This window comes from Candidatus Profftia sp. (ex Adelges kitamiensis) (assembly GCF_020342455.1).
Lineage (GTDB): Bacteria > Pseudomonadota > Gammaproteobacteria > Enterobacterales > Enterobacteriaceae > Profftia.
Genome location: NZ_CP080506.1, coordinates 633,501 through 660,173, shown reverse-complemented (window position 1 = coordinate 660,173; position 26,673 = coordinate 633,501). Strand labels below are relative to the sequence as shown.

At 28.0% G+C, this 26,673-nt stretch carries 13 protein-coding genes and 1 tRNA gene; 11 read left to right on the top strand and 3 right to left on the bottom strand.

Annotation, left to right across the window (positions count from 1 at the left end):
• Nucleotides 1-15: 15 nt before the first annotated feature.
• The 6 genes from infB (at nt 16) to K0T98_RS01725 (ending at nt 10,024) form a co-directional block, all read left to right on the top strand.
• Nucleotides 16-2,658, top strand: a complete 2,643-nt coding sequence (infB, locus tag K0T98_RS01750; protein WP_225639165.1) for a translation initiation factor IF-2 — start codon at nt 16-18, stop codon at nt 2,656-2,658.
• Nucleotides 2,659-3,190: 532 nt separating this feature from the next.
• The gene (gene rbfA / locus K0T98_RS01745) at nt 3,191-3,589 is read left to right on the top strand and encodes a 30S ribosome-binding factor RbfA (protein WP_225639164.1); all 399 of its coding nucleotides are present in this window, start codon (nt 3,191-3,193) and stop codon (nt 3,587-3,589) included.
• 10 nt (nt 3,590-3,599) lie between these two features.
• Complete coding sequence (truB, locus tag K0T98_RS01740; protein WP_225639163.1) at nt 3,600-4,547, top strand: tRNA pseudouridine(55) synthase TruB; 948 nt, start codon at nt 3,600-3,602, stop codon at nt 4,545-4,547.
• 297 nt (nt 4,548-4,844) lie between these two features.
• The gene (rpsO, locus tag K0T98_RS01735) at nt 4,845-5,114 is read left to right on the top strand and encodes a 30S ribosomal protein S15 (RefSeq protein ID WP_225639162.1); all 270 of its coding nucleotides are present in this window, start codon (nt 4,845-4,847) and stop codon (nt 5,112-5,114) included.
• A 273-nt stretch (nt 5,115-5,387) separates the two neighbouring features.
• Complete coding sequence (gene pnp / locus K0T98_RS01730) at nt 5,388-7,478, top strand: polyribonucleotide nucleotidyltransferase (RefSeq protein WP_225639161.1); 2,091 nt, start codon at nt 5,388-5,390, stop codon at nt 7,476-7,478.
• A 692-nt stretch (nt 7,479-8,170) separates the two neighbouring features.
• The gene (locus K0T98_RS01725; RefSeq protein ID WP_225639160.1) at nt 8,171-10,024 is read left to right on the top strand and encodes a DEAD/DEAH family ATP-dependent RNA helicase; all 1,854 of its coding nucleotides are present in this window, start codon (nt 8,171-8,173) and stop codon (nt 10,022-10,024) included.
• A 474-nt stretch (nt 10,025-10,498) separates the two neighbouring features.
• Here the strand turns inward: K0T98_RS01725 and gpmM are convergent, their stop codons facing one another.
• Nucleotides 10,499-12,040, bottom strand: a complete 1,542-nt coding sequence (gpmM, locus tag K0T98_RS01720; RefSeq protein ID WP_225639159.1) for a 2,3-bisphosphoglycerate-independent phosphoglycerate mutase — start codon at nt 12,038-12,040, stop codon at nt 10,499-10,501.
• A 1,043-nt stretch (nt 12,041-13,083) separates the two neighbouring features.
• Between gpmM and K0T98_RS01715 the strand changes: the two genes are divergently transcribed.
• From K0T98_RS01715 to K0T98_RS01695, 5 genes are all read left to right on the top strand, one after another.
• Nucleotides 13,084-13,521: a rhodanese-like domain-containing protein gene (locus K0T98_RS01715; protein ID WP_225639158.1), complete on the top strand. Its 438-nt coding sequence runs from the start codon at nt 13,084-13,086 to the stop codon at nt 13,519-13,521.
• 267 nt (nt 13,522-13,788) lie between these two features.
• Nucleotides 13,789-14,262 carry a protein-export chaperone SecB gene (gene secB / locus K0T98_RS01710; protein WP_225639157.1) on the top strand — a complete coding sequence of 158 codons (474 nt, stop codon included), beginning with the start codon at nt 13,789-13,791 and terminating at the stop codon, nt 14,260-14,262.
• Nucleotides 14,262-15,275 (top strand): NAD(P)H-dependent glycerol-3-phosphate dehydrogenase, encoded by a 1,014-nt coding sequence (gpsA, locus tag K0T98_RS01705; RefSeq protein WP_225639156.1) that lies wholly within the window; start codon nt 14,262-14,264, stop codon nt 15,273-15,275. The genes secB and gpsA overlap by 1 nt, the downstream gene beginning before the upstream one ends.
• 2,245 nt (nt 15,276-17,520) lie before the next feature.
• A complete protein-coding gene (locus tag K0T98_RS01700; protein ID WP_225639155.1) occupies nt 17,521-18,183 on the top strand; it encodes a DedA family protein in 663 nt (220 codons plus the stop codon).
• Nucleotides 18,184-19,722: 1,539 nt separating this feature from the next.
• A tRNA-Ile gene (locus K0T98_RS01695) sits at nt 19,723-19,795 on the top strand.
• Between the two features lie 1,990 nt (nt 19,796-21,785).
• Here K0T98_RS01695 and accA read toward each other — a convergent pair.
• Nucleotides 21,786-22,736: an acetyl-CoA carboxylase carboxyl transferase subunit alpha gene (accA, locus tag K0T98_RS01690; RefSeq protein WP_225639154.1), complete on the bottom strand. Its 951-nt coding sequence runs from the start codon at nt 22,734-22,736 to the stop codon at nt 21,786-21,788.
• A gap of 12 nt (nt 22,737-22,748) precedes the next feature.
• Nucleotides 22,749-26,231 carry a DNA polymerase III subunit alpha gene (gene dnaE / locus K0T98_RS01685; RefSeq protein ID WP_225639153.1) on the bottom strand — a complete coding sequence of 1,161 codons (3,483 nt, stop codon included), beginning with the start codon at nt 26,229-26,231 and terminating at the stop codon, nt 22,749-22,751.
• Nucleotides 26,232-26,673 lie beyond the last annotated feature (442 nt).

The following is a 26,673-nucleotide window of genomic DNA, read 5'->3' as shown; positions in this document are numbered from 1 at the left end:
TAGCAGGAAAACAGTATGACAGAAGTAACCGTAAAATTACTGGCAGCAGAAATACAAACTTCTGTTGATCGCTTAGTACAACAATTAGGTGATGCAGGGTTTAAAAAGTCTGAAAATGACTTTGTTAGTCCACAGGAAAAAGAGGCACTACTAATTTATTTAAATAGTGAACATGGAAATATATCAAGTAAACTTACATTACAGCGTAAAACACGTACTATATTAAATATACCTAGTACTGATGGAAAAAACAAATCCGTACGAATTGAAGTTAGAAAAAAACGTACTTATTTAAAAGGAGATAAAATAGTTACTTTAAATAAAGTAAAAACAAAACAAGAAAAAGATAAACTACTTAAATATAATCAAGAAAAAGGTCATATAAAAAAACAAAATAAATTTGAAGTAACCTATAAAACTAAGAGTAGTATAGCAGAAAATAGTAAAGTAATTAATAAAAATATCAATAAAAAAACTCAATCTAATTATATAGATAAAGCACGCCGAGAAGCAGAATCTGCTGCATTAAAACGTAAATCTGAAGCAGAAGCTCTACGTAAATTAGAAGAAGATGCTAAGCGTGTTTCTGAAGAAGCCCGCAAGATGGCCGAAGCTAATGAAGGTATAATTATTGAATCAGATATAACATTAGATAATTCTGATTACCATGTAACTACCTCTTATCATGCTCGAGAAGCAGAGGATGAAAATGACCGTCAAGTTGAATCTGGACGCACTAGATCACGAACTGCAACTAAAACTTTAAAACAAAAGAAAGCTAATAAGCTATCTGAATCTAAAGTAAATCGTGAAGAAGAGAGGGCCCAGATTCGTAGTAGTAATAAAAATAAACGTAAGTTAAGTGCTCTACATCAAAGTTTTAATAGACCTGATCAAGTTATCACACGCGATGTAATTATTGGGGAAACCATTAGTATTGCAGAGCTAGCTAATAAAATGGCCATTAAAGGATCCCAGGTTATTAAAGCAATGATAAATATGGGGACTATGGTTACTATTAATCAGATTATACCTCAGAAAACGGCTAAAATAGTTGCTGAAAAAATGGGTCATAAAGTTATCTTACGTCGTGATAACGAACTGGAAGAAGCACTAATGAGCGATAGAGATACTGGTATTATTTTAGCACCCCGTGCACCAGTTGTTACTATTATGGGTCACGTTGACCATGGTAAAACATCTCTTCTCGATTATATACGGTCTACGAAGGTGGCATTGGGTGAATCAGGTGGTATTACACAGCATATAGGTGCATATAAAGTACATACTAATAATGGATTTATAACATTCTTAGATACTCCAGGACACTCCGCATTCACCTCAATGCGTGCTCGTGGTGCTCAGGCAACTGACATAGTTATTCTAGTGGTTGCTGCTGACGATGGAGTTATGCCACAGACTATAGAAGCTATTCAACATGCTAATGCAGCAAAAGTGCCAATTGTTGTTGCTGTAAATAAGATAGATAAACCAGAAGCAAATATTGAACGTATTAAAACTCAGCTATCTAAATATGGTGTTATGCCGGAAGAATGGGGTGGCCAGTCTCAATTTATTCCCGTATCTGCTAAAATAGGTACAGGCATTAATGATCTATTGGACGCAATTTTATTACAGGCAGAAATTTTAGAATTGCAAGCTATTAACATTGGTATGGCCAGAGGTGTAGTTATTGAATCTTTTCTAGATAAAGGTCGTGGTCCAGTTGCAACTATTTTAGTTCAAGAAGGTACCTTAAATAAAGGAGATATTGTTCTCTGTGGTTTTGAATATGGGCGAGTTCGTGCTATGCGTGATGAACTAGGTTATGAAATAACTTCTGTAGGTCCTTCTATACCTGTAGAAATTTTAGGATTATCAAGTGTTCTAACTGCTGGTGACCAAGCTATAGTTGTTCGTGATGAGAAAAAGGCTCGTGAAGTTGCTTTATATCGTCAAGGTAAATTCCGTGAAGTGAAGATAGCCAAACAGCAAAAATCTAATCTAGAAAATATATTTGTTAACATAAAAGAAGGTAATTCTTCTGAATTAAATATAATTATTAAATCTGATGTAAATGGTTCTTGTGAAGCTATTTCTCATGCATTATTAGATCTATCTACTGATGAAGTTAAAATAAAAATTATTGGTTCTGGAGTAGGTAGTATTACTGAAACTGACGCTACTTTAGCTAATGCATCTAATGCAATTATACTCGGTTTTAATGTCCGAGCAGATGCATCTGCTCGACGTATTATTGAAACTGAAAACTTAGACCTAAGATACTATTCAGTGATTTATGATTTAATTTACGAAATCAAGAAAGCAATGAGTGGAATGTTAACTCCTGAGTATCGTCAAGAAATTATTGGATTAGCAGAAGTACGTAACGTATTCAAATCTCCTAAATTTGGTGCAATAGCAGGTTGTACCGTGATTGAAGGTATAGTCAAACGTCATAATCCAATACGTGTATTACGCGATAATGTCGTTATTTACGAAGGTAATTTAGAATCTCTACGCCGCTTTAAAGAAGATATTAACGAAGCATCAAAAGGTATGGAATGTGGTATAGGTATAAAAAAATATAATGATGTCCGCTCTAGTGATATAATAGAAGTATTAGAAATAATAGAAGTGAAGCGTACAATAAACTAAGCAGTTAAAAATATATAAAGATAAATTTTATAAGTACTTATAAAAACTATATATAATAGGATCTAATTTTACCTAATACTTAATATTAACTATAACTAAATCACTACCATTCATTTATAATAAAATTTTAATAAAAGTTACATAAAATGTAGTATATTAAAAATAAAGATCAAAATATATCATTACTAATATGCGAACTTGTTAGATATATATGTTAATTTAACTAATAGTCATTAATAACAATATTTTTTACTTTAATAACTTGGAGGATATGATATTAACGAAGTGCACTGATATTAATTATATTAATAGAGAGATAATATCTTTAATATTATCCTACGTCATTTTAATGTAATTAAAAGTATTATTACTAATAGTTCTCGACGCATAGTGACACACTATAAAAATAATTGGGATATTTTTAACGAATTAATTGAACTATAAATAATTTATTTAACCCTGTTTATTAGTAGAATATATTTTAATCTTAATAAAATATTATACTCTAAAATTAATATTTCCGGAGAATTCAATGATAAGAAAAAATAACCGTATTCAACGTGTATCTCAAGAGATACAAAAAAAAATAGCTATCATTTTGCAAAGCCATATTAAAGACCCACGCATTGTTATGGTTACAGTTTCTAGTGTTAAAGTTTCTTGCGATTTAAATTATGCTAAAGTATTTGTAACTTTCTTAAACGATCATGATCCTAATACTGTAAAAATTGGCCTTCAAGTATTGCAGAAAGTTTCTGGATTTATCCGTATGTTACTAAGTAGAGTTATGTATTTACGCGTAATTCCTAAGATCACTTTTGTATATGACGCATCTTTAATTGAAGGTATACGTATGTCTAATCTTATTACTAATATTTTTAAAAATGATACAGAACATAGTATTTTATCAAATAAAGTCTTAAGTACATAAGGAAGTGATGATGTCACGAATCCTACGGAACAGCCGTAATATTAACGGGGTACTGTTGTTAGATAAGGATTTAAATATATCTTCAAATAAAGTTTTACAGGAGGTAAAAAGTATATATAATGCTAAAAAAGCCGGACATACTGGTACATTAGATCCTCTAGCAGAAGGTATGCTGCCTATTTGTTTTGGTGAATCGACTAAATTTGCTCAATTCTTATTGAATGCCAAAAAAAGATATATTGTTATTGCGCGCTTAGGACAAAAAACTAGTACTGCTGATTCTACTGGTAAACTTATTAAGGAATGTTCAGTTAATTTTTCACAAATACAATTAGATGAAGCACTATCCCAATTTCGTGGTAACATCTGTCAAATACCATCAATGTATTCTGCTATTAAAAATCATGGCAAACCACTTTATAAATATGCACGTCAAGGACTTGAAGTACCACGTAAAGCTCGTAATATTACAATATATCACTTACGGTGTATTCGCTACCAAGATAATGAATTAGAGTTAGAAATTGACTGCTCCAAAGGTACCTATATTAGAACTGTAATTGATGATTTAGGTACACTTTTAGGCTGTGGCGCACACGTTATCTATTTACGCCGAATACAGGTTTCTCAGTATTCATCAGATCTTATGGTTACTCTGAAGAGTTTACAACAAATTGTTACCTTAGCCCAAGAAATTAATATCGAACAAAGTATCATGCTTGATTCTTTATTATTACCTATAGATGCCGCTGCGTCTCATCTACCCGAAGTTAATATTACCGATATTTTTGCTACTCACATCATACAAGGAAAAGGGGTGCAAATTCAGGCAATATGTTTGCCTACCGAGGGTATGGTGCGTATTAATGCGGGTAATAAACGTAAATTTATTGGAGTTGGTAATTTAGATAATCAAGGATATTTAACTCCATACCGTTTAGTAAGCAATATTTACTAGAAATATTTTAAAGAGGTAGTATTAATAGTTAATATTTTGCTAATTTAGACTGGTAGTCTACCTGTTGTTACTGTTTATATAATATATAATATCAGAATACATAAAAAATATTATTAGAATATTTGATATCCTTTACTAATTAATTTATCTTATTGACTGATTAACGTATCTTTAACAATTTTGTATTTTAGGTGCTTGTTGTATTTTTTTTATACTCAGAGTATAATAAGTATAAGACAGCTGAATTAGAGATCGGCCGCATGTTTTTAGTTATTTTACAAAATACGGAGTTAAATAATGTCTCTAAATATTTCAGTTACAACTGAAATTGTCTCTAATTTTGGTCGTAACACTAAAGATAGTGGATCTACTGAGGTTCAAATTGCTCTGTTAACTGCACAGATTAGCCGTTTGCAAGTTCACTTTAATACGCATAAAAAAGATCATCATAGTCGTCGTGGTTTGCTGCGTATGGTTTCTCGGCGTCGTAAGTTACTAGATTACCTGAAGAGTAAAGATCTAGCTAGTTATACAAACGTAATTAAACTTTTAAGTCTGCGTCGTTAGTCCTTAAAATATTTTAAGAATTTCAAGGGGCCAATATAGGCCCCTTTATTCTAGGGATTAGTATAGATAAAACTATGTCTAATATAAAAATAACTAATTAGTATTTACTAATATTTAAATTAAATTACAATTTTATTAATCATAGTAATTCATGTTATTTAATAATATGTTACAAACATTCTCACGGCTAATGCTATGAAAAACTTGAGATTATATAATAAAAGTAACTTTCTTAATGAGCGTTACTAAACTTACCAAAATAAGGAAAATACTTTGCTGAATCCTACAGTTTGTAAATTTCAGTACGGTCAAAATACCGTAACTTTAGAGACAGGTATGATAGCTCGTCAAGCTACAGCTGCTGTCATGGTAACTATGGATGATACAGCAGTATTAGTTACCATTGTTTGCGCTAAAGTAGCTAAAGAAAATCAGCGTTTTCTTCCTCTAACAGTTTATTATCAAGAACGCACCTACGCTGCTGGTCGTTTTCCTGGTGGATTTTTCCGTCGCGAAGGTCGTCCCAGTGAAAATGAAACTCTAATTGCGCGTTTAATTGATCGTCCAATTCGCCCACTGCTTCCAATAGGATTCTTGAACGAAATTCAAATTGTTTCTACTGTTGTTTCTATCAACCCTCAGATTAATCCTGATATTGTTGCAATGATTGGTGCCTCCGCTGTAATGAGTTTATCAGGTATTCCATTTAATGGTCCATTTGGTGCAGCCCGCGTTGGTTATATTGATAATCAGTATGTGATAAATCCAACTACTAATGAACTACAAAAAAGTAAACTGGATTTAATTGTTGCTGGTACTGAAAAAGCGGTAATAATGGTTGAGTCAGAAGCTAAACTTCTTAGTGAAGAGCAAATGCTGGAAGCAGTTATATTTGGCCACGAACAGCAACAGATTCTTATTAAGAATATTAGGATACTTACCGTTGAAGCCGGAAAACCTCGTTGGGCATGGATCACACCTGTGGTTAATGAATTTTTGAAAACACGTGTTACTGCAATAGCAAAGACTAGAATCGGAGATGCGTATAAAATAATTGAAAAACAAGATCGTTACGCGCAGATTAATCAGATTAAAAATGATGTAATTACTACTCTTCAAACTGAAGACGGATCTTTAATTTCAGGAGAAATAACAGATGTTATAAATTTACTAGAAAAAAATATTGTACGCAGCCGCGTGTTAAATGGAGAGCTTCGTATTGATGGTCGTGAAAAAGATATGATACGAAGTTTAGATGTGCGCACTGGTATTCTTCCTCGTACTCATGGTTCTGCACTTTTCACACGCGGTGAGACTCAAGCACTAGTTACTGTTACTCTTGGTACAGAACGTGATGCGCAGATTATTGATGGATTAACCGGTGACCAAACTGATAGATTCTTGCTGCATTATAATTTTCCTTCGTACTCTGTTGGAGAAATTGGGATAATAGGATCCCCTAAGCGTCGTGAAATTGGTCATGGTCGTTTAGCAAAACGTAGTCTATTAGCTGTAATACCTAAACAAGAAGAATTTCCGTATACTGTACGTGTGGTTTCTGAAATAACCGAATCTAACGGTTCTTCTTCAATGGCTTCTGTCTGTGGTGCATCTCTAGCACTGATGGATGCTGGTGTACCAATAAAAGCAGCTATTGCTGGAATTGCAATGGGTTTAGTAAAAGAAGAAGAAAATTTTGTAGTACTATCTGATATTTTAGGTGACGAAGATAATCTAGGGGATATGGACTTTAAAGTTGCTGGTGGTCTAGGTGGTATGACTGCTCTTCAGATGGATATGAAAATAGAAGGGATTACCTATGAAATTATGCAAGTAGCTCTTAATCAGGCAAAAAGTGCTCGTCTACATATTCTGAGTGTAATGGAACGAGCCATTAATAGACCGCGCAGTTATATTTCTAAATTTGCGCCGCGTATTCATACTATAAGTATTAATCCTGAAAAAATAAAAGATATTATTGGTAAGGGTGGTTCAGTTATCCGAGCTCTTACTGAAAAAACTGGTACTATCATTGAAATTGAAGATAATGGTATTGTAAAAATAGTAGCTACTAATGAAGAAAAAGCTAAACAAGCTATTATGCGTATCGAAGAAATAACTGCTGAGATAGAAGTGGGGCGCATATATCAAGGGAAAGTTACTCGTATAGTTGATTTTGGTGCTTTTGTTTCTATAGGAGGTGGTAAAGAGGGTCTTGTGCATATTTCTCAAATTTCTGATAGAAGAGTTGAAAAAGTAATAGACTATTTACTTATGGGCCAAGAAGTTTCAGTGAAAGTACTTGAAGTCGATCGTCAAGGACGAGTTCGTTTGAGTATAAAAGCAGCAAGAATATTAGAATAAAGTAATTATCTAAAGAATTAATAAATAGTAAAAATTTATTAATTCTTTATACCCTTATTATTAAAATAATGTTTTATTATATCATAATAGTTCACTAATTATATTTTTATATAAATATTACCTAAGAACATATTATGTTAATATTAAGATAAGTAAGTAATTTTTACATTTCTTTTATATTGAAGTGTAAAAAGTATATAATACTTTAAATTTTAATCTTAAAAGCATATATTTTATATATAGACTTTATATTATAAAATATTTAGATAAGTTGAATTAAATAAATATTAGTAAGAATAAATATCCATGGATTATATTTTATTTTTTTAATAAAACATATTAATGTAATGTTAGAAAAGAATATAACAAGTAATACTACTTTAACTTATTTTAATAATACTTTATTTATTTAGCAGGGTAATTACTCAAGTAGGAAGTGATAATTTCTAACCATACTACCACCATATGTTATAATTAGTATTTTTATTTCTATACAAAAAGGATTTATTAAAACCAAAACAGCGATAACTGACGAATAACAAAATATATTTAAATTTATTTTTTACTCCTTAAAAAGTTTTTGTCCGTTATTTAATATAATTTAAGCCGGTTCACACTTTTCAATGAAAATACACTACTTATATTTTCTAGAATAGTTATGTAAACTGGCGCTATTAATGAGGCACGTTTACATGACTAAGTTAAATAATTCTTTTGCTTATTTAGGTTTATCTGAACCAATTATAAAAGCACTAAGAGATCTTGGATATGAAAGACCATCTCCCATACAAATAGAATGTATTCCCCATCTTTTACAGGGACGAGATGTATTAGGTATGGCTCAGACAGGTTCTGGAAAAACCGCTGCCTTTTCTTTACCATTATTATGTAATATTAATATAAGTCTTAGAGCTCCACAGATACTTGTTTTAGCACCCACTCGCGAGCTAGCAGTACAGGTTTCTAGAGCAATATCTGACTTTGCTAAATACATGAAGACTATAAGGGTTGTCGCCCTTTATGGCGGTCAACGTTACGATGTACAGCTGCGCTCTCTACGAGAGGGGCCACAGATTGTTGTTGGAACCCCAGGAAGGCTGCTGGATCACTTAAAAAGAGGTACCCTTAAATTATCTAAATTAAGTGGTTTAGTTCTAGACGAAGCTGATGAAATGTTAAGAATGGGTTTTATTGAAGATGTTGAAAACATTTTAGCACAGATACCAGCACAACATCAAACAGCTTTATTTTCTGCAACTATGCCTGAAGCAATACGTCGTATTACACGTCGCTTTATGAAAGAACCTAAGGAAGTACGTATTAGGTCTAATATTAACACTCAGCCAGACATTAACCAAAGTTACTGTAATGTCTTTGGTATACGTAAAAATGAGGCGTTAATTCGCTTCCTAGAAGCTGAAGATTTTGATGCTGTCATTATTTTTGTAAAAACTAAAAATGCAACTTTAGAAGTTGCAGAAACATTAGAACGTAATGGTTATAGTAGTGCTGCTCTGAATGGTGATATGAACCAAGCTTTACGTGAACAAACTCTAGGACGCTTAAAAGACGGTCGTTTAGATATTCTGATAGCAACTGATGTTGCTGCTCGTGGTTTAGATGTTGATCGTATAAGTTTAGTGATTAACTATGATATACCAATAGACTCTGAGTCTTATGTTCATCGTATTGGACGTACTGGACGTGCTGGACGTGCTGGACGTGCTTTATTATTTGTAGAAAACAGTGAGCGTCGACTATTAAATAATATCGAACGTATTATGAAAATAGCTATCCCAGAAGTTAAAATTCCCAATTCTGAACTCTTAGGCAAGCGTCGTCTAGCAAAATTTGCTGCTAAAATACAACAACAACTTGAAAGTAACGATTTAGATAAATACCGTGATTTACTTACTAAACTAAAACCAGATAATAAACTAGATATGGAAACATTAGCAGCAGCATTATTAAAAATAGCAAAGGGAGAATTACTACTTATTCCACCACCAGAGTTAGTAATAGAACGTCGTAAAAATAATAAATTTTATGAACGTGATGAACAACGATATAATAATATCCGTAAAAGCGCTAAACACAGAGAACATGAAGATATGGCATTATATCGTATCGAAGTTGGTCGTGATGATGGCGTAGAAATACGACACATTGTTGGCGCTATTGCTAATGAAGGTGATATAAATAGCTGTTATATTGGTAATATTAAACTATTTGCTTATCATTCAACGATAGAACTGCCCAAAAGTATGCCAAGTGATTTACTATCTCACTTTACCTGTACTCGTATCTTTAATAAACCATTAAATATGCAATTGATGGGTGACGCACCAACACATCACTCATATAGTAATCGTCCAGCAAATAATTATGATAGACGTCGTACTTATAACAATGAACATTGTAATATGAATGGACGTAATAGAACATCTTTTAATTACGATCGGCGTGTCAAAAATAATAGTGATCGCAGTGTATCTACGAAATATAATACTTTACCTATAATACCACGCCGTCGTAATACATCATAATAACATGTATAAAAATAATTTATTAAGATTGAAACTTATAAAGTTTCTTTTATTATTATTGAGATTATACAATAACATAAAATGTTCCTCTTAATAAAATATGATTAAAATCTTAGGATATAGAACTTATTAATAATTAATAACGCCCCAGTTATTATATAATAGATATTAATATTTTTATAACAATATTCTATATAATATTTTTATTTATCTTCAAGTCAATTATCTTACGTATATATTCTCTAGATTTTATCTTTATTTAGTATAAAAAAAGAAGTTTAATTATATTTAAATCTATAAGGAAAGTAGTAAGGCAGAAAATAAAACAATAATTAAACATATCATATATGTTTAATTATTGTTTATTGATTAGTAACATTATAACCAATAATAAATTTTATTTTACTGCCTTAAGTATGAAATATATTTCATTTATAATATTAATAAATAAGGATCAATCTTAATTGATATATACTATAATATAAAAAGTGGTTTGCCAGTCATCTCTTTAGGAATTTCCATGTCCATCATAGTTAACATAGTTACTGCAATATCAGATAACTTACCACCTTGAATAGCTATAGCCGGTTTACCCACGTATATTAATGGCACTGGTAAATTAGTATGAGCAGTATATGCTACGCCAGTTATCTGATCGCGCATAAGCTCAGCATTTCCGTGATCAGCAGTGATAAGTAACTGACCCTCCACATTATGTACAGCTTTAACAACCTCACCTATACAACAGTCCAGAGCTTCAATAGCTTTTACAGTTGCTGAATAAATGCCAGTATGACCAACCATGTCACCATTGGGATAATTACAAATAATTGCATCGTATATTCTACTATTAATTGCAGAAATTAATGCCGAAGTCAATGCATCCGAATTCATTTCGGGTTGTAGATCATAGGTTGCAACTTTTGGTGAGTTAATTAAGATACGGTCCTCACCTTTAAACTGCTTTTCAACACCACCATTATAAAAAAAAGTAACATGAGCATACTTCTCAGTTTCAGAAATACGCAGCTGGGTTTTATTATACTTCATAAGCCATTCGCCGAAAGTGTTTTTTAATGGTGATGGTCCGTAAGCATATTTAGCTGGAATATTATCAGCATATTTAGTCAACATTATAAAATTACTAAAGTTAATAACTTTTTTACGTTTAAAGCCACAAAAATCAGTGTTAACAAAGGCACGTGTAATTTGACGCGCACGATCAGCACGAAAGTTCATAAAAATTAAAGCATCTCCGTCTTGCATTATAGCATCAACTTCATTTATTCCCTTGATTACAGTTGGTTGAATAAACTCATCGTTTTCATTGCGCTCATAAGCTTTTTTAAGACCTTCAACTGCATTTATAGAAATAAATTTTCCTTTAGCTTCAGTTAGTAGATTGTAAGCTAACTGAACACGATCCCAGCGATTATCACGGTCCATCGCATAGTAACGACCCACTAAAGAAGCAATACGTCCTTTACCTAATGCAGTAAATATTTCAGTAAATCTTTTTAGTGTATTTTTAGCACTACGGGGGGGGGTATCTCGTCCATCTAGGAATGCGTGTAAATATATTCTCTCTACATTATGGGTAGCAGCCATTTTAATCATAGCAATAATATGCTCCTCATGGCTATGAACACCCCCTGAGGACATTAGACCCATTATATGAACCGCCTTACCTAGAGACGCTGCTTTATCTACTGCACTAACTAAAGTTTTATTAAAAAAGAAAGTACCATCTTTAATTTCTTTATTTAAGCGCATAAGATCTTGGTATACAATACGTCCTGCACCCAAATTTACGTGACCTACTTCAGAGTTACCCATTTGACCATCAGGTAGACCAACATCTATACCAGAAGCAGAAATAAGAGTATGTGGATATTCTTTCCATAAATGTTCCATTACAGGTCTTTTAGCGTTAAGAATAGCATTATCTTGAATTTCTTCACGATAACCATAGCCATCCAGAATTAATAGTATCATAGTTTTTTTTATACTTGTCATTACTATCACCTCGTTATATACTTAAATTTTAAGATAAAATAAATTTTATAGATAATTAATAATTTATCTTCTGTAAGAAGATAAATTATTTGCTTGAAAATATTTTACTGAGCAATATGTATGGCAACTTAAATAAGTTAATTAATATATATTGAAAATATAATGTATTGTGTTTTACTAATCTAGTATTATAATATTAAATATTACTATAAATAAATTACCTTATAAAATAGGTACTGTAGATTCAAAAGTACATTTTTATATACGTAATAAAAAAAGTTCTCAAAAATATTACTAACTCGCTCAAAGCATAGTGTGCTAGGTCAAATATTAATAAATTTATTAATATTATTTTTTCACTTTATAATCTTTTTACTTTATATAAAATATATAAGTATATTTACTATACTATTTGATAATTATAAAAAATAATATTAAATAAGGCTTCTTATAATAACATTTTTATGAAAGATAAAATGTATGTAAAATTAAAGTAAATCAGCTATGTATTAATAATAATACCTAGTAATTAATTATTATTATAAATAATTAAATGATTCATAGTAAAATATAACTTACTATTAATAATAAGATAACACGCAAATTTTATTAAAATCTAATAATTATAATTATAGGAAGTAAATGATAATAATCTTAATAAAGATGAATATCCTTACAAAAATAATGAGATTATCAATGTATAAAAATAGTAATACTAAAATTTAGATATGGATTATTAATCATCATATTAGTTTATAAACTCATAAAATAATCATAACTTATGATATCTAATATAATAATAAAGTTTGAAATATCATTTCACTTTGTATAGAAAGAACTATTTGCCTTATATGTTTTAATAAAAATAAACTTAGATTTTTATATTATTTATTAAAGAAGAAATTATTGGTTTCAGTAAGAAATTTAGTTATTTTCTGCAAAATATTTGATCATTTTTTTCTATCTGTAATTTATATATTGTCCTGGTATACTCCCATAGTATATTTATTTATTTCTAAACTTAGAATAGAGTAGTTATATTAATGTCAATACAACATATTATAAATTTTATCAATATTCATTACATACTATGTATAGCATGGATTCTATTATTTTTAGCAGTAATAATTACTACATTCAAAAGTTATGTTTCTAAAGTAAAAGAAATTACTTACTTTGAGGCAACTATTTTAATGAACAAAGAAGATGCTATAGTTATCGATACTCGTTCTCCAAAGGATTTTTTCAATGGTCATTTGGTAAATTCTTTAAATATAAAACCTAACGAACTGCAAAATGAAAAACTTTACAAACTAAATAAATATAAAATTAAACCAGTTATTTTAGTTTGTGCACATGGTATTCTCTCTCGCAAATTAGGCGAGTATTTAGTAAAAGTGGGCTTTAAAAGAATTTATATACTACAAAATGGTATTATAGGCTGGGATAGTGCTAACCTACCTTTAGTACGTAATAAATAATATACAAGAAGTTTAAATATTAAGATATAATATATATAATATTATATATGTCCTAGTACGAATCACTATTAAAGTTACATAGTACTATATATACAGATGACTAACACAATAATTTCTTAAATTTATTATGATTCTATTTATAGAAGAATCACGGGTGAATATTACTATTTAAACACATTGGATAAAAAATAGATTTACTTTAAGAGTAATTATAAAGTTATTCTATAAATTCTATATATAAATACTAATCCAAAAGGTGTAAATAATATGTTAGAACAAAAAACATCAGAAATATCTTTGCAGATACAACGTATTTATACTAAAGATATCTCTTTTGAATCTCCAAACTCACCAGCTATATTCCAAAAAGACTGGAAACCAGAAGTTAAACTAGATCTGAATACTGTATCTACTAAACTCATCAATGATGTATTTGAAGTTATATTACGCATAACTATCACTTCTTCTCTAGAAGAGAGTATTGCATTTCTGTGTGAAGTACAACAAGCGGGAATATTTACTATTTCGGGAATTGAAGGAAATAAATTAGCTTATTGCTTAGGTGCTGACTGTCCTAATATTCTTTTCCCATACGCCCGTGAATGTATTACTAATTTAATTTATCGTAGTACTTTTCCACAGTTAAATATAGCTCCAATTAACTTTGATGCAATGTTTATGCACTTTATGCAGCAAACTAAAGTAGCCATAGATTCTAAACAACAGCCGATAAGTGCCTAATGAATAATAACTTAAACTTTTCAATGACTATTATAGGTGCTGGATCTTACGGAACTGCTCTAGCAATTACATTAGCACGCAATGGATACAATGTAGTACTTTGGGGGCACAATCCTAAACATATTCATATCTTACATACAGCACGTTGTAATCAAACCTTTCTACCTGATATTCATTTCCCTGATAATTTAAAGTTAGAGACAGATCTTACAAAAGCCATTGCAGTAAGTCGTGATATAATGATCGTTGTACCTAGTCATGTATTTAGTGAAGTTTTATACAAAATACAACCTCACTTACGTGCTAATTCGCGTATAGTATGTGCTACAAAAGGATTAGAAAAAGGTACTGGGCACTTATTACAACATGTTATCCGTAAATATTTAGGTCCTGATATTCCTTTAGCTACGCTATCAGGACCTACATTTGCAAAAGAACTAGCAGCTGGTCTTCCTACAGCTATTGTACTATCATCTACTAACGTACATTTTGTTGAATATTTACAAAAGCTATTACATTGTGGTAAGAGTTTACGAGTTTATAGTAATCCTGATTTTATTGGGGTACAACTAGGAGGGGTCATAAAAAATATTATTGCAATTGGTGCTGGCATATCTGATGGTATTGGTTTTGGAGCAAACGCTAGAACTGCCTTAATTACTCGTGGATTAACTGAAATGATCCGACTCGGTGTTGCTCTAGGTGCCGATGCAGCTACTTTTATGGGAATGTCTGGATTAGGGGATTTAGTTTTAACATGTACTGATAATCAGTCTCGTAATCGTCGTTTTGGTATTATGTTGGGACAAGGTCTTAGAGTACAAGATGCTCAAAACAATATTAATCAAGTGATTGAAGGGTATAGTAATATTAAAGAAGTAATGACATTAGCCCTACGCTATGCGATAGAAATGCCAATTACTGAGCAAATTTATCAAGTTCTCTATTGCAATAAAGATGCTCGTAAGGCTGCATTAACTCTATTAGGCCGTACTTGTAAAAAAGAGCAATAACTCATTAATTACTAAATTATTAGTACACTTTATTTTACCATAAATATCTATTTTAATTAATAAAAATATCAATGATAACTATTTTACTATGTGATTCATTATGGCAAGATATGTTACAGTGATCAAATACTTATATAGAAGTACTTTTTCTAAATAATAAATTAATAAATAGCATACTAATCTAGTGCTAATATAATTAATATAAAACTTATAGTATTTTAATTGTGTTAGAATTACCCTGTGAATTAATAATTCTTCTACTTCTCTTCTTTATCTCAAATACTTTTATGTGTTACAGAATTATTTAATTAATAATTAACTATAGTGTTAACGCTGTTGTAATTTATTAGATATTTAACTTATAAAAATTATATTAGTTATTTTAGAATATATATTCTATATACTATTCATATTTTTTATAAAAATATACTAGATAATGCAAATATCATTATAATGAATTAAAATGTAATTAATTTATTACAAATTATATACCCATCTTGTAATTAGTTATTATAGGTAATACTAGTAAAAAGTAATTACAATTCAAAAATATATTAAGGTGTAATTATGAGTAATAGTGTTAAATTTTAGGTAATATTAAAAATTGGGATTAGCACTGGGCTAGTAGTCTTAAATATAATTCTACTATATAAAATTATTACTAATTGTATTTATTCATATCATTAGGAATTTTTTAGTAAAAAAATCTCATTAATATGAATCGGTAAATTTTCAGCGGTATATATTATTCTTTTAAATTCAGTAAAGGCCATATAGATAGTAGATATAGTTTTTGTAATATAAGCACAGCAGTATTCTTATACCTAATAGCTCAACTTTTACAATACATCTTTATATCTAAATAATGTTATTGATTAAGCAAAACAAAGTTTTTATGTTTAAAAAAATTATAGATTAAAAGTAATATTTTTTCTAAAATAAAGAAAAAATTAATATATATAAAAATTAAGTATCTTTGAGATTAAATCGTAATAAAAGGCTATTTAAAAAAGATTTAAAATAGATAAATTATTAATTAGTTAAATTTGAAAATTAATTTTTTCTTATTAAAATTTCAAAATAATTCTTATAAGAATAAGAATATAACTATTTTATTTTTAATATACTAATCTGAGTGGTTATATAAATTTAATTAATCATTAAGTTTCTTAATTATATATAATTTATTAAATAAATATTACTTGAAACCAAATTAATTATATAGTGACAAACTCTTTTAAATTAAAAATCATATTCTATGATTATAGGTAATAAATAAAATTAATATTCTATATTAAAATATTTAAAAATTAAATACTGATAGTAAAAATTTATTTAATTAGATAAAAAAATTATAGATAGAAATAATAAAAAAAATCCATCTTAAGAATAAATTATATAAGACTAATTTATTATGCTAAAATTAATATTTTATACTATATTTTTATGAATAAATATACTTAATATCTGACTATGAATAATTATATCATATATTCTACTTTATTTTTTTAATATATAACATTTGTTAATTACACTGATAATGAATACCTAGATAAATAGAAAAGTATATAGTCAATATAAAACTATAAATATCTTAATGATTGAATGCTGTTTATATTATAATTAATATACAATTAAATTTTAAATTCATGTAATTACATAAATAGAATAATATAATGACATATTACTAATAATAATAAATAAAAATAAAATAAAAACAGATAAAAAAATAAAAATGTTTAAGAAATATAGATTAATAAAAATAATTATATAGTTTCTATTATACATTATAGAAAATCAATCAAACGAGAGATAACTAATAGTAAGTTAAAATGATCATGTTGAACAACATATCAAAATAATCATATCTTGATAAGATTATAACAAATAACTTATTTAAGTTATAAATATTAATAAGCAATGTATTAGCATTATTTATTGATTAAAACAATAATCCTGCTAAAAATTACCTACCTAAAATCATAATAAGCTCCACTAAATTTTAAGTATATAGATCATCATTAGTAATATAAACTATATATAATAATTTTAGGATGGTAAAATCTTTATATAATATATTACTTAATAGTAAACCTTATATTAGCTTACCTTAATATATTTTATTCAAAATATTATATAAGAAATTTCTTCATATTTAGATATAAATAAAATAAATTAGTTTTTTATAAAAAACATTAATACATATTATACGCAGTAATAAAGAGGTAATAAAGGGTAATAAATAATGGAAGTAATCAAAGATATCTTACAAGCTCTGTGGGCACAAGACTTTGTTGTACTAAGCGCTCCTAAAATGGTATTATCAATATACAGTATTTTATTTACAATACTGCTATTAGAAAATGGAATTCTTCTTTTTGCATTTTTACCAGGTGATAGCTTGCTATTGCTTGCAGGTGCATTAATAGCGAGGGATGTGTTACCTTTATTACCTACTATAGTTGTACTTATTATTGCATCAAGCATAGGATGCTGGATTAGTTATATTCAAGGACGTTGGTTAGGTCATACCAAGTTAGTTCGTAGTTGGTTAATTAAATTACCAGAACATTATCATCAACGTGCATATAATATGTTTCACACACATGGATTAGTTGCACTATTCATGGGTCGTTTTTTAGCATTTGTGCGAACTATTTTACCAACTATAGCTGGATTATCAGGACTTAAAAATACACGATTTCAGGTATTTAACTGGTTAAGCTCATTATTATGGGTATGCTCTATGTTAGGTGCTGGTCTAGCTATTAGTTATATTCCTTTTGTTAAACAACACGAAAATCAGATGATGACTTGTTTAATGCTTTTACCTATAATATTATTAGTCATAGGGCTCATAGGAACTATAGTGGTAATTGTACGTAAAAAGCGCAATACTACAGATTAATTAATTAAAAAGTTATATAAAAATCTTTTTCAAAATTTTATTTAATATATATGATTCAATATCATTTCCTTATGAATTAATATTTTAATATGATTAATCTTATATTAAAATATATAGAATTACTTAAATAAAATATAATTTACCTAATTATTTGATTTGATCTCTGTAGTCACTTTAAAATATTTTTATATTAATAATTATATAACTCTATAGTACTAATTGAAGAATAGACCTTAAATATATTAATATTAAAACAAATAGACAAGAAGTATACTTGTAATGATTAATATATTTTAAGTTTTCATATATTTGTATAACTATACTACCCTAACATATTCATATAGTAGTATAGACCCTCTTTAAAATTAAATATTATATACTCTATGTTATATAGAATTAAGTTTTTATCCATCTGTATTAATTTTAATATAAAATATTAATGAATAATATCTTTATTTATTAATTAAGTATTATAGATTAATCAAATACTACAAATTACGAAAGTATAAGGAAAATAAGATATAGTTAATAATAGTATCTAAAATTATATTAAAATAAATTATTAGTATGGTTATAACTTGTATATAGAACATAACCTATAAAATAATCTATGTTTATTTATAAATAATAGGTTAATAATAATTAAATTAAACTTTATATATTTAAATTTTAATATATATTAAAAGTAAAATTATTTTCTTATTACGTAGATTGACTATAATGTCATATTAGTATCTAATTATAATTATAAATTAATAAGTAAGGGTACTTATATAAGTAAAATAGTATTTAATAAGATTATTATAAAGGTATTAAAGAATATTAATTAAATAATCTTGTTATTTATTATGAAAATATTTAAAAATAATTAATTTATTGATACTATTTAATATCAAGATCTTTATTTTCAAGAAAATATTTAAAGAATTACTAATTACTACAATATAATGCAACTATAATTATGATATAATAAATTATATAAAAAAAAATTTAGTAAAATAGAACTTGTATAAGAGTACTACTTCATTTATATTCTCATACTACAGAAATAAAAAATTAAACTAATATTCCTAAAATTATTTAAAAATAAAAATAAAATACATCAGCTTGCAATGTATATATTGCATATATAAAATATAGTTACGTGAAATAAATTAATTAGGTTATATATATTTATAATATATTATTTTAACTAGATATATTCAACACGAATATATTGTTTACTTCTAAAGTATATGTTATATTAATTATAATAAGTAATTATTTAGTTTAAATATGAGTAAATAATATATTTTATTATGAACTACTCCCTCTCTGTAAAGAAATTTTTTACTTATACACATTTAATCTAAATTTTTATTTTTATAAAAATACATATAATATGACTTATAATATTATTATATATCACTATTTATGCTAAAATAGTATTTTATCTTTTATATTATATAAATCAATATTTAAAATATTTATAAAGTCATATGTTTATGAGTTACTTAATAATATGTAGATTATTAAGAGATAATACACACTCCCTTATTAGGCCCCTTAGCTCAGTGGTAAGAGCAGGCGACTCATAATCGCTTGGTCGCTGGTTCAAATCCAGCAGGGGTCATTAAGAAGTATTTAAAGTTAATTTTAAAAATAACTTTTATACAAAAGATCTAAAATAATATCTATTCCTGATATATATACAATATATTTTATATTTTTAATAAAATAGTAAAAATGTTATAAATCATTATAAAGTTTGAATTACACTAAGAGAACTTTAATAGATTATAAGTATTACCACAGTCTGTGTAAAATAAGATTTACTATCAATTTATTTTATCTATCAAAAGCATATCTTACTTAAATATTTATAAATATGTAATATAAGTCTTTTATTATTATTTAATATAAAGTTTTTATGATATAAAATATCATCAATTAGTCATGTCCTAACTCGTTATATATTTTTTAAAGTTAAAAAAATAATACTTATAAAAGTAAGTAATCATAAATTTTAATCTAAGCGCAATTTATATTGTTACATATAAAGCAAATAACTGCTAGTATTAGCATATATCTTGTTTTAGGTTAGCTATAAAAAGCATTGAGCTATAAATATACTAAATATTAGAAATATAATAACGAAATTATTATAAAAATCATTACATAATAAATTATCTTTTAATATAAAATATTTGATTATATTTTTAATAGTAAATGTTATTTATAGAAATAATTATATTTTTGATTAATAAAAGTATTGTTTAGCTAATATCTATTATTAATATCAAGATGTAGTGCATATAAAGCGCATAATAAAGAAAATATTTTTAAGTTTATCTCTAGATATTATTAATCTAAATAGATTAGGTCTTTATTATAACTTATATTTTGTTACAAATATATTTTATATTTAGTACCTGTATATTATAAATAAAAACAATCTATTTTAATAGATATTATACAGAATATTCACTAATACTTCATCAATAAAAATATTCACTATAATACAAAATATATTAGCATTAATATGCACATGTACATTAATGATTGTATAAAATATTTTTACTATTACTAATATAGTTTATGTAGTTTTTATTAAATTTTAATATGATCTTTATATCATGCATCTTTTATTTATCATTACATAATGATAAATAAAAATTATTTAATAATAAGATCATAACACCTAAATTGAAATATTCATTATAAAAAATAAAACATACAAAATAATAGAATTAAGTATTTATACCTTACTATATATTTTATATAAAAATAAAGTATATAAATCATTAATTCTTAAATATATATAACCACTATTATGCTTGATTGAATAGTATAAAATACTTATTTATCTTTATGAAGTTGTAGAAGATAGCAATAATTTTCTAATTATAAGTATACCTAATATAATATTAATATAAAAAAATATTAACTGATTTCTTAGTTCAACTTAGATGGTACGTTCTTGATGTAATTATTCATATTAATTATGACTCTATAGTAATTATAATTACTAAACTGATATAGTCAGATATACTATTATTTTATAATATAAAATTATGATTAAAATACTAAATAATATCTAATATTATAAGAGTATAAAAGTTATTTATCAAATAATAATATTAATAAAACTATAAGTTATAAATCATAACTTTTATTTAATGCTTATTAGCATAAATGTATTGTATATTTTATACTTATACTAAGTATAAAGTCTATTTAGTACTATACAATTCAAATTGTATACTTTATATTCTTAACTACTTAATGATGTTAAATCAATAATTTTATTATATTAATAAATTATTATAATATATAAGTAATTGATTATCACTTGAGTATATAAATACTATCACATTATAGATTATAGTAAAATCAAGGAGATTAGTTTTATACTACAAATATTATAAATCTAATCGTGTTAGATTAATTTTCTAAATCATCAAATATATGAGCTATTTTAATATAAAAACAAGAAAACATTTACATTGTATAATCTTGTAATATTTATATTTTACTTTATAAATGAAATATGAATAAAAATTCATTATGCGGTGATATAAATATTATTATATTTTATAACACCTAAAAATCTATACCTGATACTAACAATAACCATAACTCATTAAACGCTGATAACGCATATTTAACAGATCTTTAGTTTTTAGCAAATCTAAATTATTCAAATCATCTAGCAATCTTACTTTTAAATTAGCAGCCATAGCAAAAACATCACGATGTGCACCACCCATAGGTTCCTCTATAACGCAATCAATAAGATTCAATTCTTTTAAACGCGGAGCTGTAATACACATTGCATCTGCAGCTAGTGGGGCTTTATCTACATTTTTCCATAAAATAGAAGCGCAACCTTCCGGAGATATTACTGAATATGTGCTATACTGTAGCATATTCATTTTGTCTCCTACGCCAATTGCCAATGCTCCTCCAGAACCTCCCTCACCTATTACAGTACAGATAACGGGAACAGTTAAACCAGACATTTCACGTAAGTTACGAGCAATAGCTTCAGATTGACCACGCTCTTCAGCTCCAACACCAGGATATGCACCAGGGGTATCTATAAGAGTAATTATCGGCAGCCTAAATCGTTCAGCCATTTCCATTAATCTTAAAGCTTTACGGTATCCTTCAGGGGCTGGCATACCAAAGTTGCGGCGTATTTTTTCTTTGGTTTCACGACCTTTCTGATGGCCAATAATCATAACCGTACGACCATTCAAGCGAGCCATACCTCCAACAATAGCTTTATCATCTGCATAAGCACGATCACCTGCTAGCTCATTAAAATCAGTAAAAATATGTTGAATATAATCTAAAGTATAAGGACGAAGAGGATGGCGTGCTAATTGTGCAATTTGCCATGCTCCTAGTTCAGAAAATATCTTACTAGTAAGTTCCATACTCTTTTCACGCAAGAGTTTTATTTCTTCATCTATATTAAAATCTATTTTTTTATCTTCATGGCTAACTGAGGTCAGTAAGTCAATTTTAGCTTCAAGATCTACAATAGGCTGTTCAAAATCTATACTCATAATATTCCTATATTAGTCAAATTCTAGTGCTATTTGTGTATCTCCCACGAGATTACGAAGTTCAGTTAAAAGTTCTTCTGTTATCTTCACCTTCCAGAAAGCATCACAATTTAACTTTGTACGCATATTATTGTGTTGATAATATAAATATACCGGGATAATTCCATATGGGTATGTTTTTAACAAGTTATGAAGAATATTTAAAAACTGATCATTATTTTGTTTGTCAGTTAAGGATATAGCTATTCTACGTACATATTTTTCACGTGCTTCACTTATATCCATGATATTACAAGCTATCATTTTTATTTTACTACTAAAGTAATCTAAGTTAACCTGTCCACTAATAATTAAAATACGATCTTTGTGCAGTAAATATTGATATTTATATAATACATCAGTAAATAATATCACCTCTAAACGTCCGGAGCGATCATCTATCGTACATAATCCAATATGATTACCCTTCTTTGTAGTAATTATTTTTATATCTATTACTAAACCTACGGCAGTAGTGATTTTACCTCTATGTGTCGGATATATATCTTTTAATTGTTTACCACTAGCGTATTTTTCTATTTCCTTGAGGTATTGGTTCATGGGGTGTCCGGTTAAGTAAAAACCCAACGTATCACGTTCAGCATCTAATAACATCCGGGTAGGCCATGGTGAGACGGTACTATAAATTTTATTAGCTTGCTGAGGTACTGTGGTGAATACATTAAACATATCTACCTGGCCAGAAGATTTTGCCTTATGATGCTGGTTAGCAGCTTTTAATGCATTACCTAGCGAATTCATTAAAGATGCACGATGAGATCCTAAACAATCAAATGCACCAGATAAAATTAATTTCTCTAAAGTACGCCTATTTAACTTTTTAGTACTTGTCCTAGCACATAAATCAAATATTTCTTTAAAATATCCACCTTTATTTCGTGAGTCAATGATAGCCTCAATAGAACTTGCACCAACACCTTTTATCGCACCTATACCATACATAATCTCACCTCCTTCATTAACATAGAAGTAATATTGTCCATTATTAATATCTGGAGGAAGCACTTTAAGACCCATAAGAAAGCATTCATTTACTAAATTAACAATTTTTTCAGTATTATCCATATCTGCAGTCATAACAGCAGCCATAAACTCAGACGGATAATGTGCTTTAAGCCATAGAGTTTGATATGAGATTAATGCGTATGCTGCAGAGTGAGACTTATTAAATCCATAACCAGCAAATTTTTCTACTAAGTCAAATATCTTCATTGATAATTCACTATCGATGCCCATTTTCTCTGCTCCTTCTTTAAATACCGATCTCTGCTTAGCCATTTCTATTGGATTTTTTTTGCCCATAGCACGACGCAATATATCTGCTCCACCTAAAGTATAACCAGATAGTATTTGAGCAATCTGTATTACTTGTTCTTGATACAAGATAATACCATAAGTTGGTTCTAATATAGGTTTTAGTAATGAATGCTGCCACTGAACATCTGGGTAATAAACATCTTCAAGTCCATGCTTACGATTAATAAAATTATCAACCATTCCTGATTGTAAAGGACCGGGACGAAATAGTGCTACTAATGCAATAATATCTTCAAAACAATCTGGTTTTAGACGTTTAATTAAATCTTTCATACCACGTGATTCAAGCTGAAATATAGCTGTTGTTTCGGATTGTTGTAATATCTTAAAACTTTTTTGATCGTTTAATGGTATCTTATTAATATCAATAGCAGAATTACCTTTTTTAACTAGTTTGGCATTAATCATTTTTAATGCCCAGTCAATTATAGTTAGTGTTTTTAAACCCAAAAAATCAAATTTTACTAATCCAGTACATTCTATATCACTCTTATCGAATTGAGTTACAGGATAATTACCTTCAGAATCACAGTATAATGGCGCAAAATCAGTAATTTTAGTTGGCGCAATTACTACACCACCAGCATGTTTACCTGCATTACGAGTTATACCTTCAAGTTTACGTGCCATATCAATCAAAATACGAACTTCCTTATTCTCTTCGTAAATTTTTTTAAATTGTAGTTCTAACTTAAATGCTTTTGATAAGGTCATTCCAGGATCTAGAGGAATTAATTTAGATATACGATCAACAAATCCATATGAATAACCTAAAACCCGACCAACATCACGTATAACAGCTTTTGCTGTCATAGTTCCAAAAGTAATAATCTGAGATACTGCATCTCTACCATATATTTCAGCCACATGATCAATTACTAAATCACGTTTTTCCATACAGAAATCAACATCAAAATCAGGCAGAGATACACGTTCTGGATTTAGGAATCGTTCAAATAGCAAATTAAATGCAAGAGGATCTAACTCAGTAATTTTTAGTGCATAGGCTACCAAGGATCCAGCACCAGAACCCCTACCAGGACCTACAGGCACGCCATGATCTTTAGACCATTGAATAAATTCCATAACAATAAGAAAATAGGATGGAAATCCCATTTGATTAATAACTTTTAACTCAATATCTAGACGCAAATCATAACGTAAACGCTCTTTTTCCCGTATTTCTTCGTCAGGGAATAAGAATTCTAAACGATTTTTTAGTCCTTCTTTGGATTTAGCAATTAAGTAATCTTCTTTTGATATTGTGCCAGTAGGAAACAATGGCAGGAAATATTCACCTAAACCAATTGTTACATTACAACGCTTTGCAATTTCCACGCTATTTTCTAAAGCTTCAGGAAGATCAATAAAAAGACTACACATCTTTTCTATGCTACACATATACTGTTGAGTGCTGTAGTGTTTAGGACGTTTAGGATCATCTAAAGTAAAACCTGCATGAATGGCAACACGTATTTCATGTGCATCAAAATCAGCTGGCTCTAAGAAACATACGTCGTTTGTAGCTACAACTGGAAGATCACACTCTTCTGCTAGCTCTACAGCAAATTTTAGATAACTTTCCTCGTGTGTACGACCAGTTCGAATAAGTTCTATATAATAACTATTAGCAAAATATTTTTTATAAAAATCTATATACTTATATAAAAAATTCTTTTTACCACGAAGCAACATTTTCCCTATATCACCTTTAAGACCACCAGATAATAAGATTAACCCTTCACGATAATTAATAAGCCATTCATAGTCAATTAATGGACCTTTAACGCCGTATCCACGTTGATAAGCATGCGATATGAGCATAATAAGATTTTTATAGCCTGTATTATTAGCTGCTAGAATAGTAATAAGAGAAACCTCATTATCTAAAAAATTGCTTTTCACCCATAAATCTGCACCTATAATAGGTTTAATACCTGCTTCATGTGCTAAATTATAAAATTTTATTAATCCACATATATTAGTATGATCAGTAATAGCAAAAGCTGGCATACCTAATATAGCAGCTTTCTTTACTAACGTACTAATTTTTGCTAATCCATCAATAATAGAATAATCGCTATGAACGTGCAGATGTATAAAACGTGGTTCAGTCATATATTTACTACTCTTTTATAAAGGATGTTACTCATATTAGAACATAAAATATATAATTAAGAGGAGAGATAGAGTATGAATTTTGTTTAAATTAATCTAAAATATTTTATAGTAATATTATTTTTATCTTTATCCAGATAAATACTTGGAATATTCAATATAGGTATTCTTATAGTTTATAATTAAATATTTCTGTAGTAGTATATTATACACAATATATTTACAGTCTTTAACGGTCTTTAATATAACATCAAAATAGCACTTATTTTTTTCTAAAGAACTACTTATTTTAAGATAATTTTAGAGTATATAAGAAATTTTTATAGTTATAATCACAGTATAAACATACTATTAAAATAGTACGATAAAACTATGAATAAATTATTTATATAGAATTATATATAGGAGTTAAAACAAATTTAGTCTATAAATATTCTTTATT

What these genes read in the sequence shown, in the direction of transcription:
- truB (WP_225639163.1), top strand. Translation starts at nt 3,600, where the DNA reads ATGTCACGAATCCTACGGAACAGCCGTAATATTAACGGGGTACTGTTG.
- gpsA (WP_225639156.1), top strand. Translation starts at nt 14,262, where the DNA reads ATGAATAATAACTTAAACTTTTCAATGACTATTATAGGTGCTGGATCT.
- rbfA (WP_225639164.1), top strand. Translation starts at nt 3,191, where the DNA reads ATGATAAGAAAAAATAACCGTATTCAACGTGTATCTCAAGAGATACAA.
- K0T98_RS01715 (WP_225639158.1), top strand. Translation starts at nt 13,084, where the DNA reads ATGTCAATACAACATATTATAAATTTTATCAATATTCATTACATACTA.
- K0T98_RS01725 (WP_225639160.1), top strand. Translation starts at nt 8,171, where the DNA reads ATGACTAAGTTAAATAATTCTTTTGCTTATTTAGGTTTATCTGAACCA.
- rpsO (WP_225639162.1), top strand. Translation starts at nt 4,845, where the DNA reads ATGTCTCTAAATATTTCAGTTACAACTGAAATTGTCTCTAATTTTGGT.
- gpmM (WP_225639159.1), bottom strand. Translation starts at nt 12,040, where the DNA reads ATGACAAGTATAAAAAAAACTATGATACTATTAATTCTGGATGGCTAT.
- K0T98_RS01700 (WP_225639155.1), top strand. Translation starts at nt 17,521, where the DNA reads ATGGAAGTAATCAAAGATATCTTACAAGCTCTGTGGGCACAAGACTTT.
- infB (WP_225639165.1), top strand. Translation starts at nt 16, where the DNA reads ATGACAGAAGTAACCGTAAAATTACTGGCAGCAGAAATACAAACTTCT.
- accA (WP_225639154.1), bottom strand. Translation starts at nt 22,736, where the DNA reads ATGAGTATAGATTTTGAACAGCCTATTGTAGATCTTGAAGCTAAAATT.
- dnaE (WP_225639153.1), bottom strand. Translation starts at nt 26,231, where the DNA reads ATGACTGAACCACGTTTTATACATCTGCACGTTCATAGCGATTATTCT.
- secB (WP_225639157.1), top strand. Translation starts at nt 13,789, where the DNA reads ATGTTAGAACAAAAAACATCAGAAATATCTTTGCAGATACAACGTATT.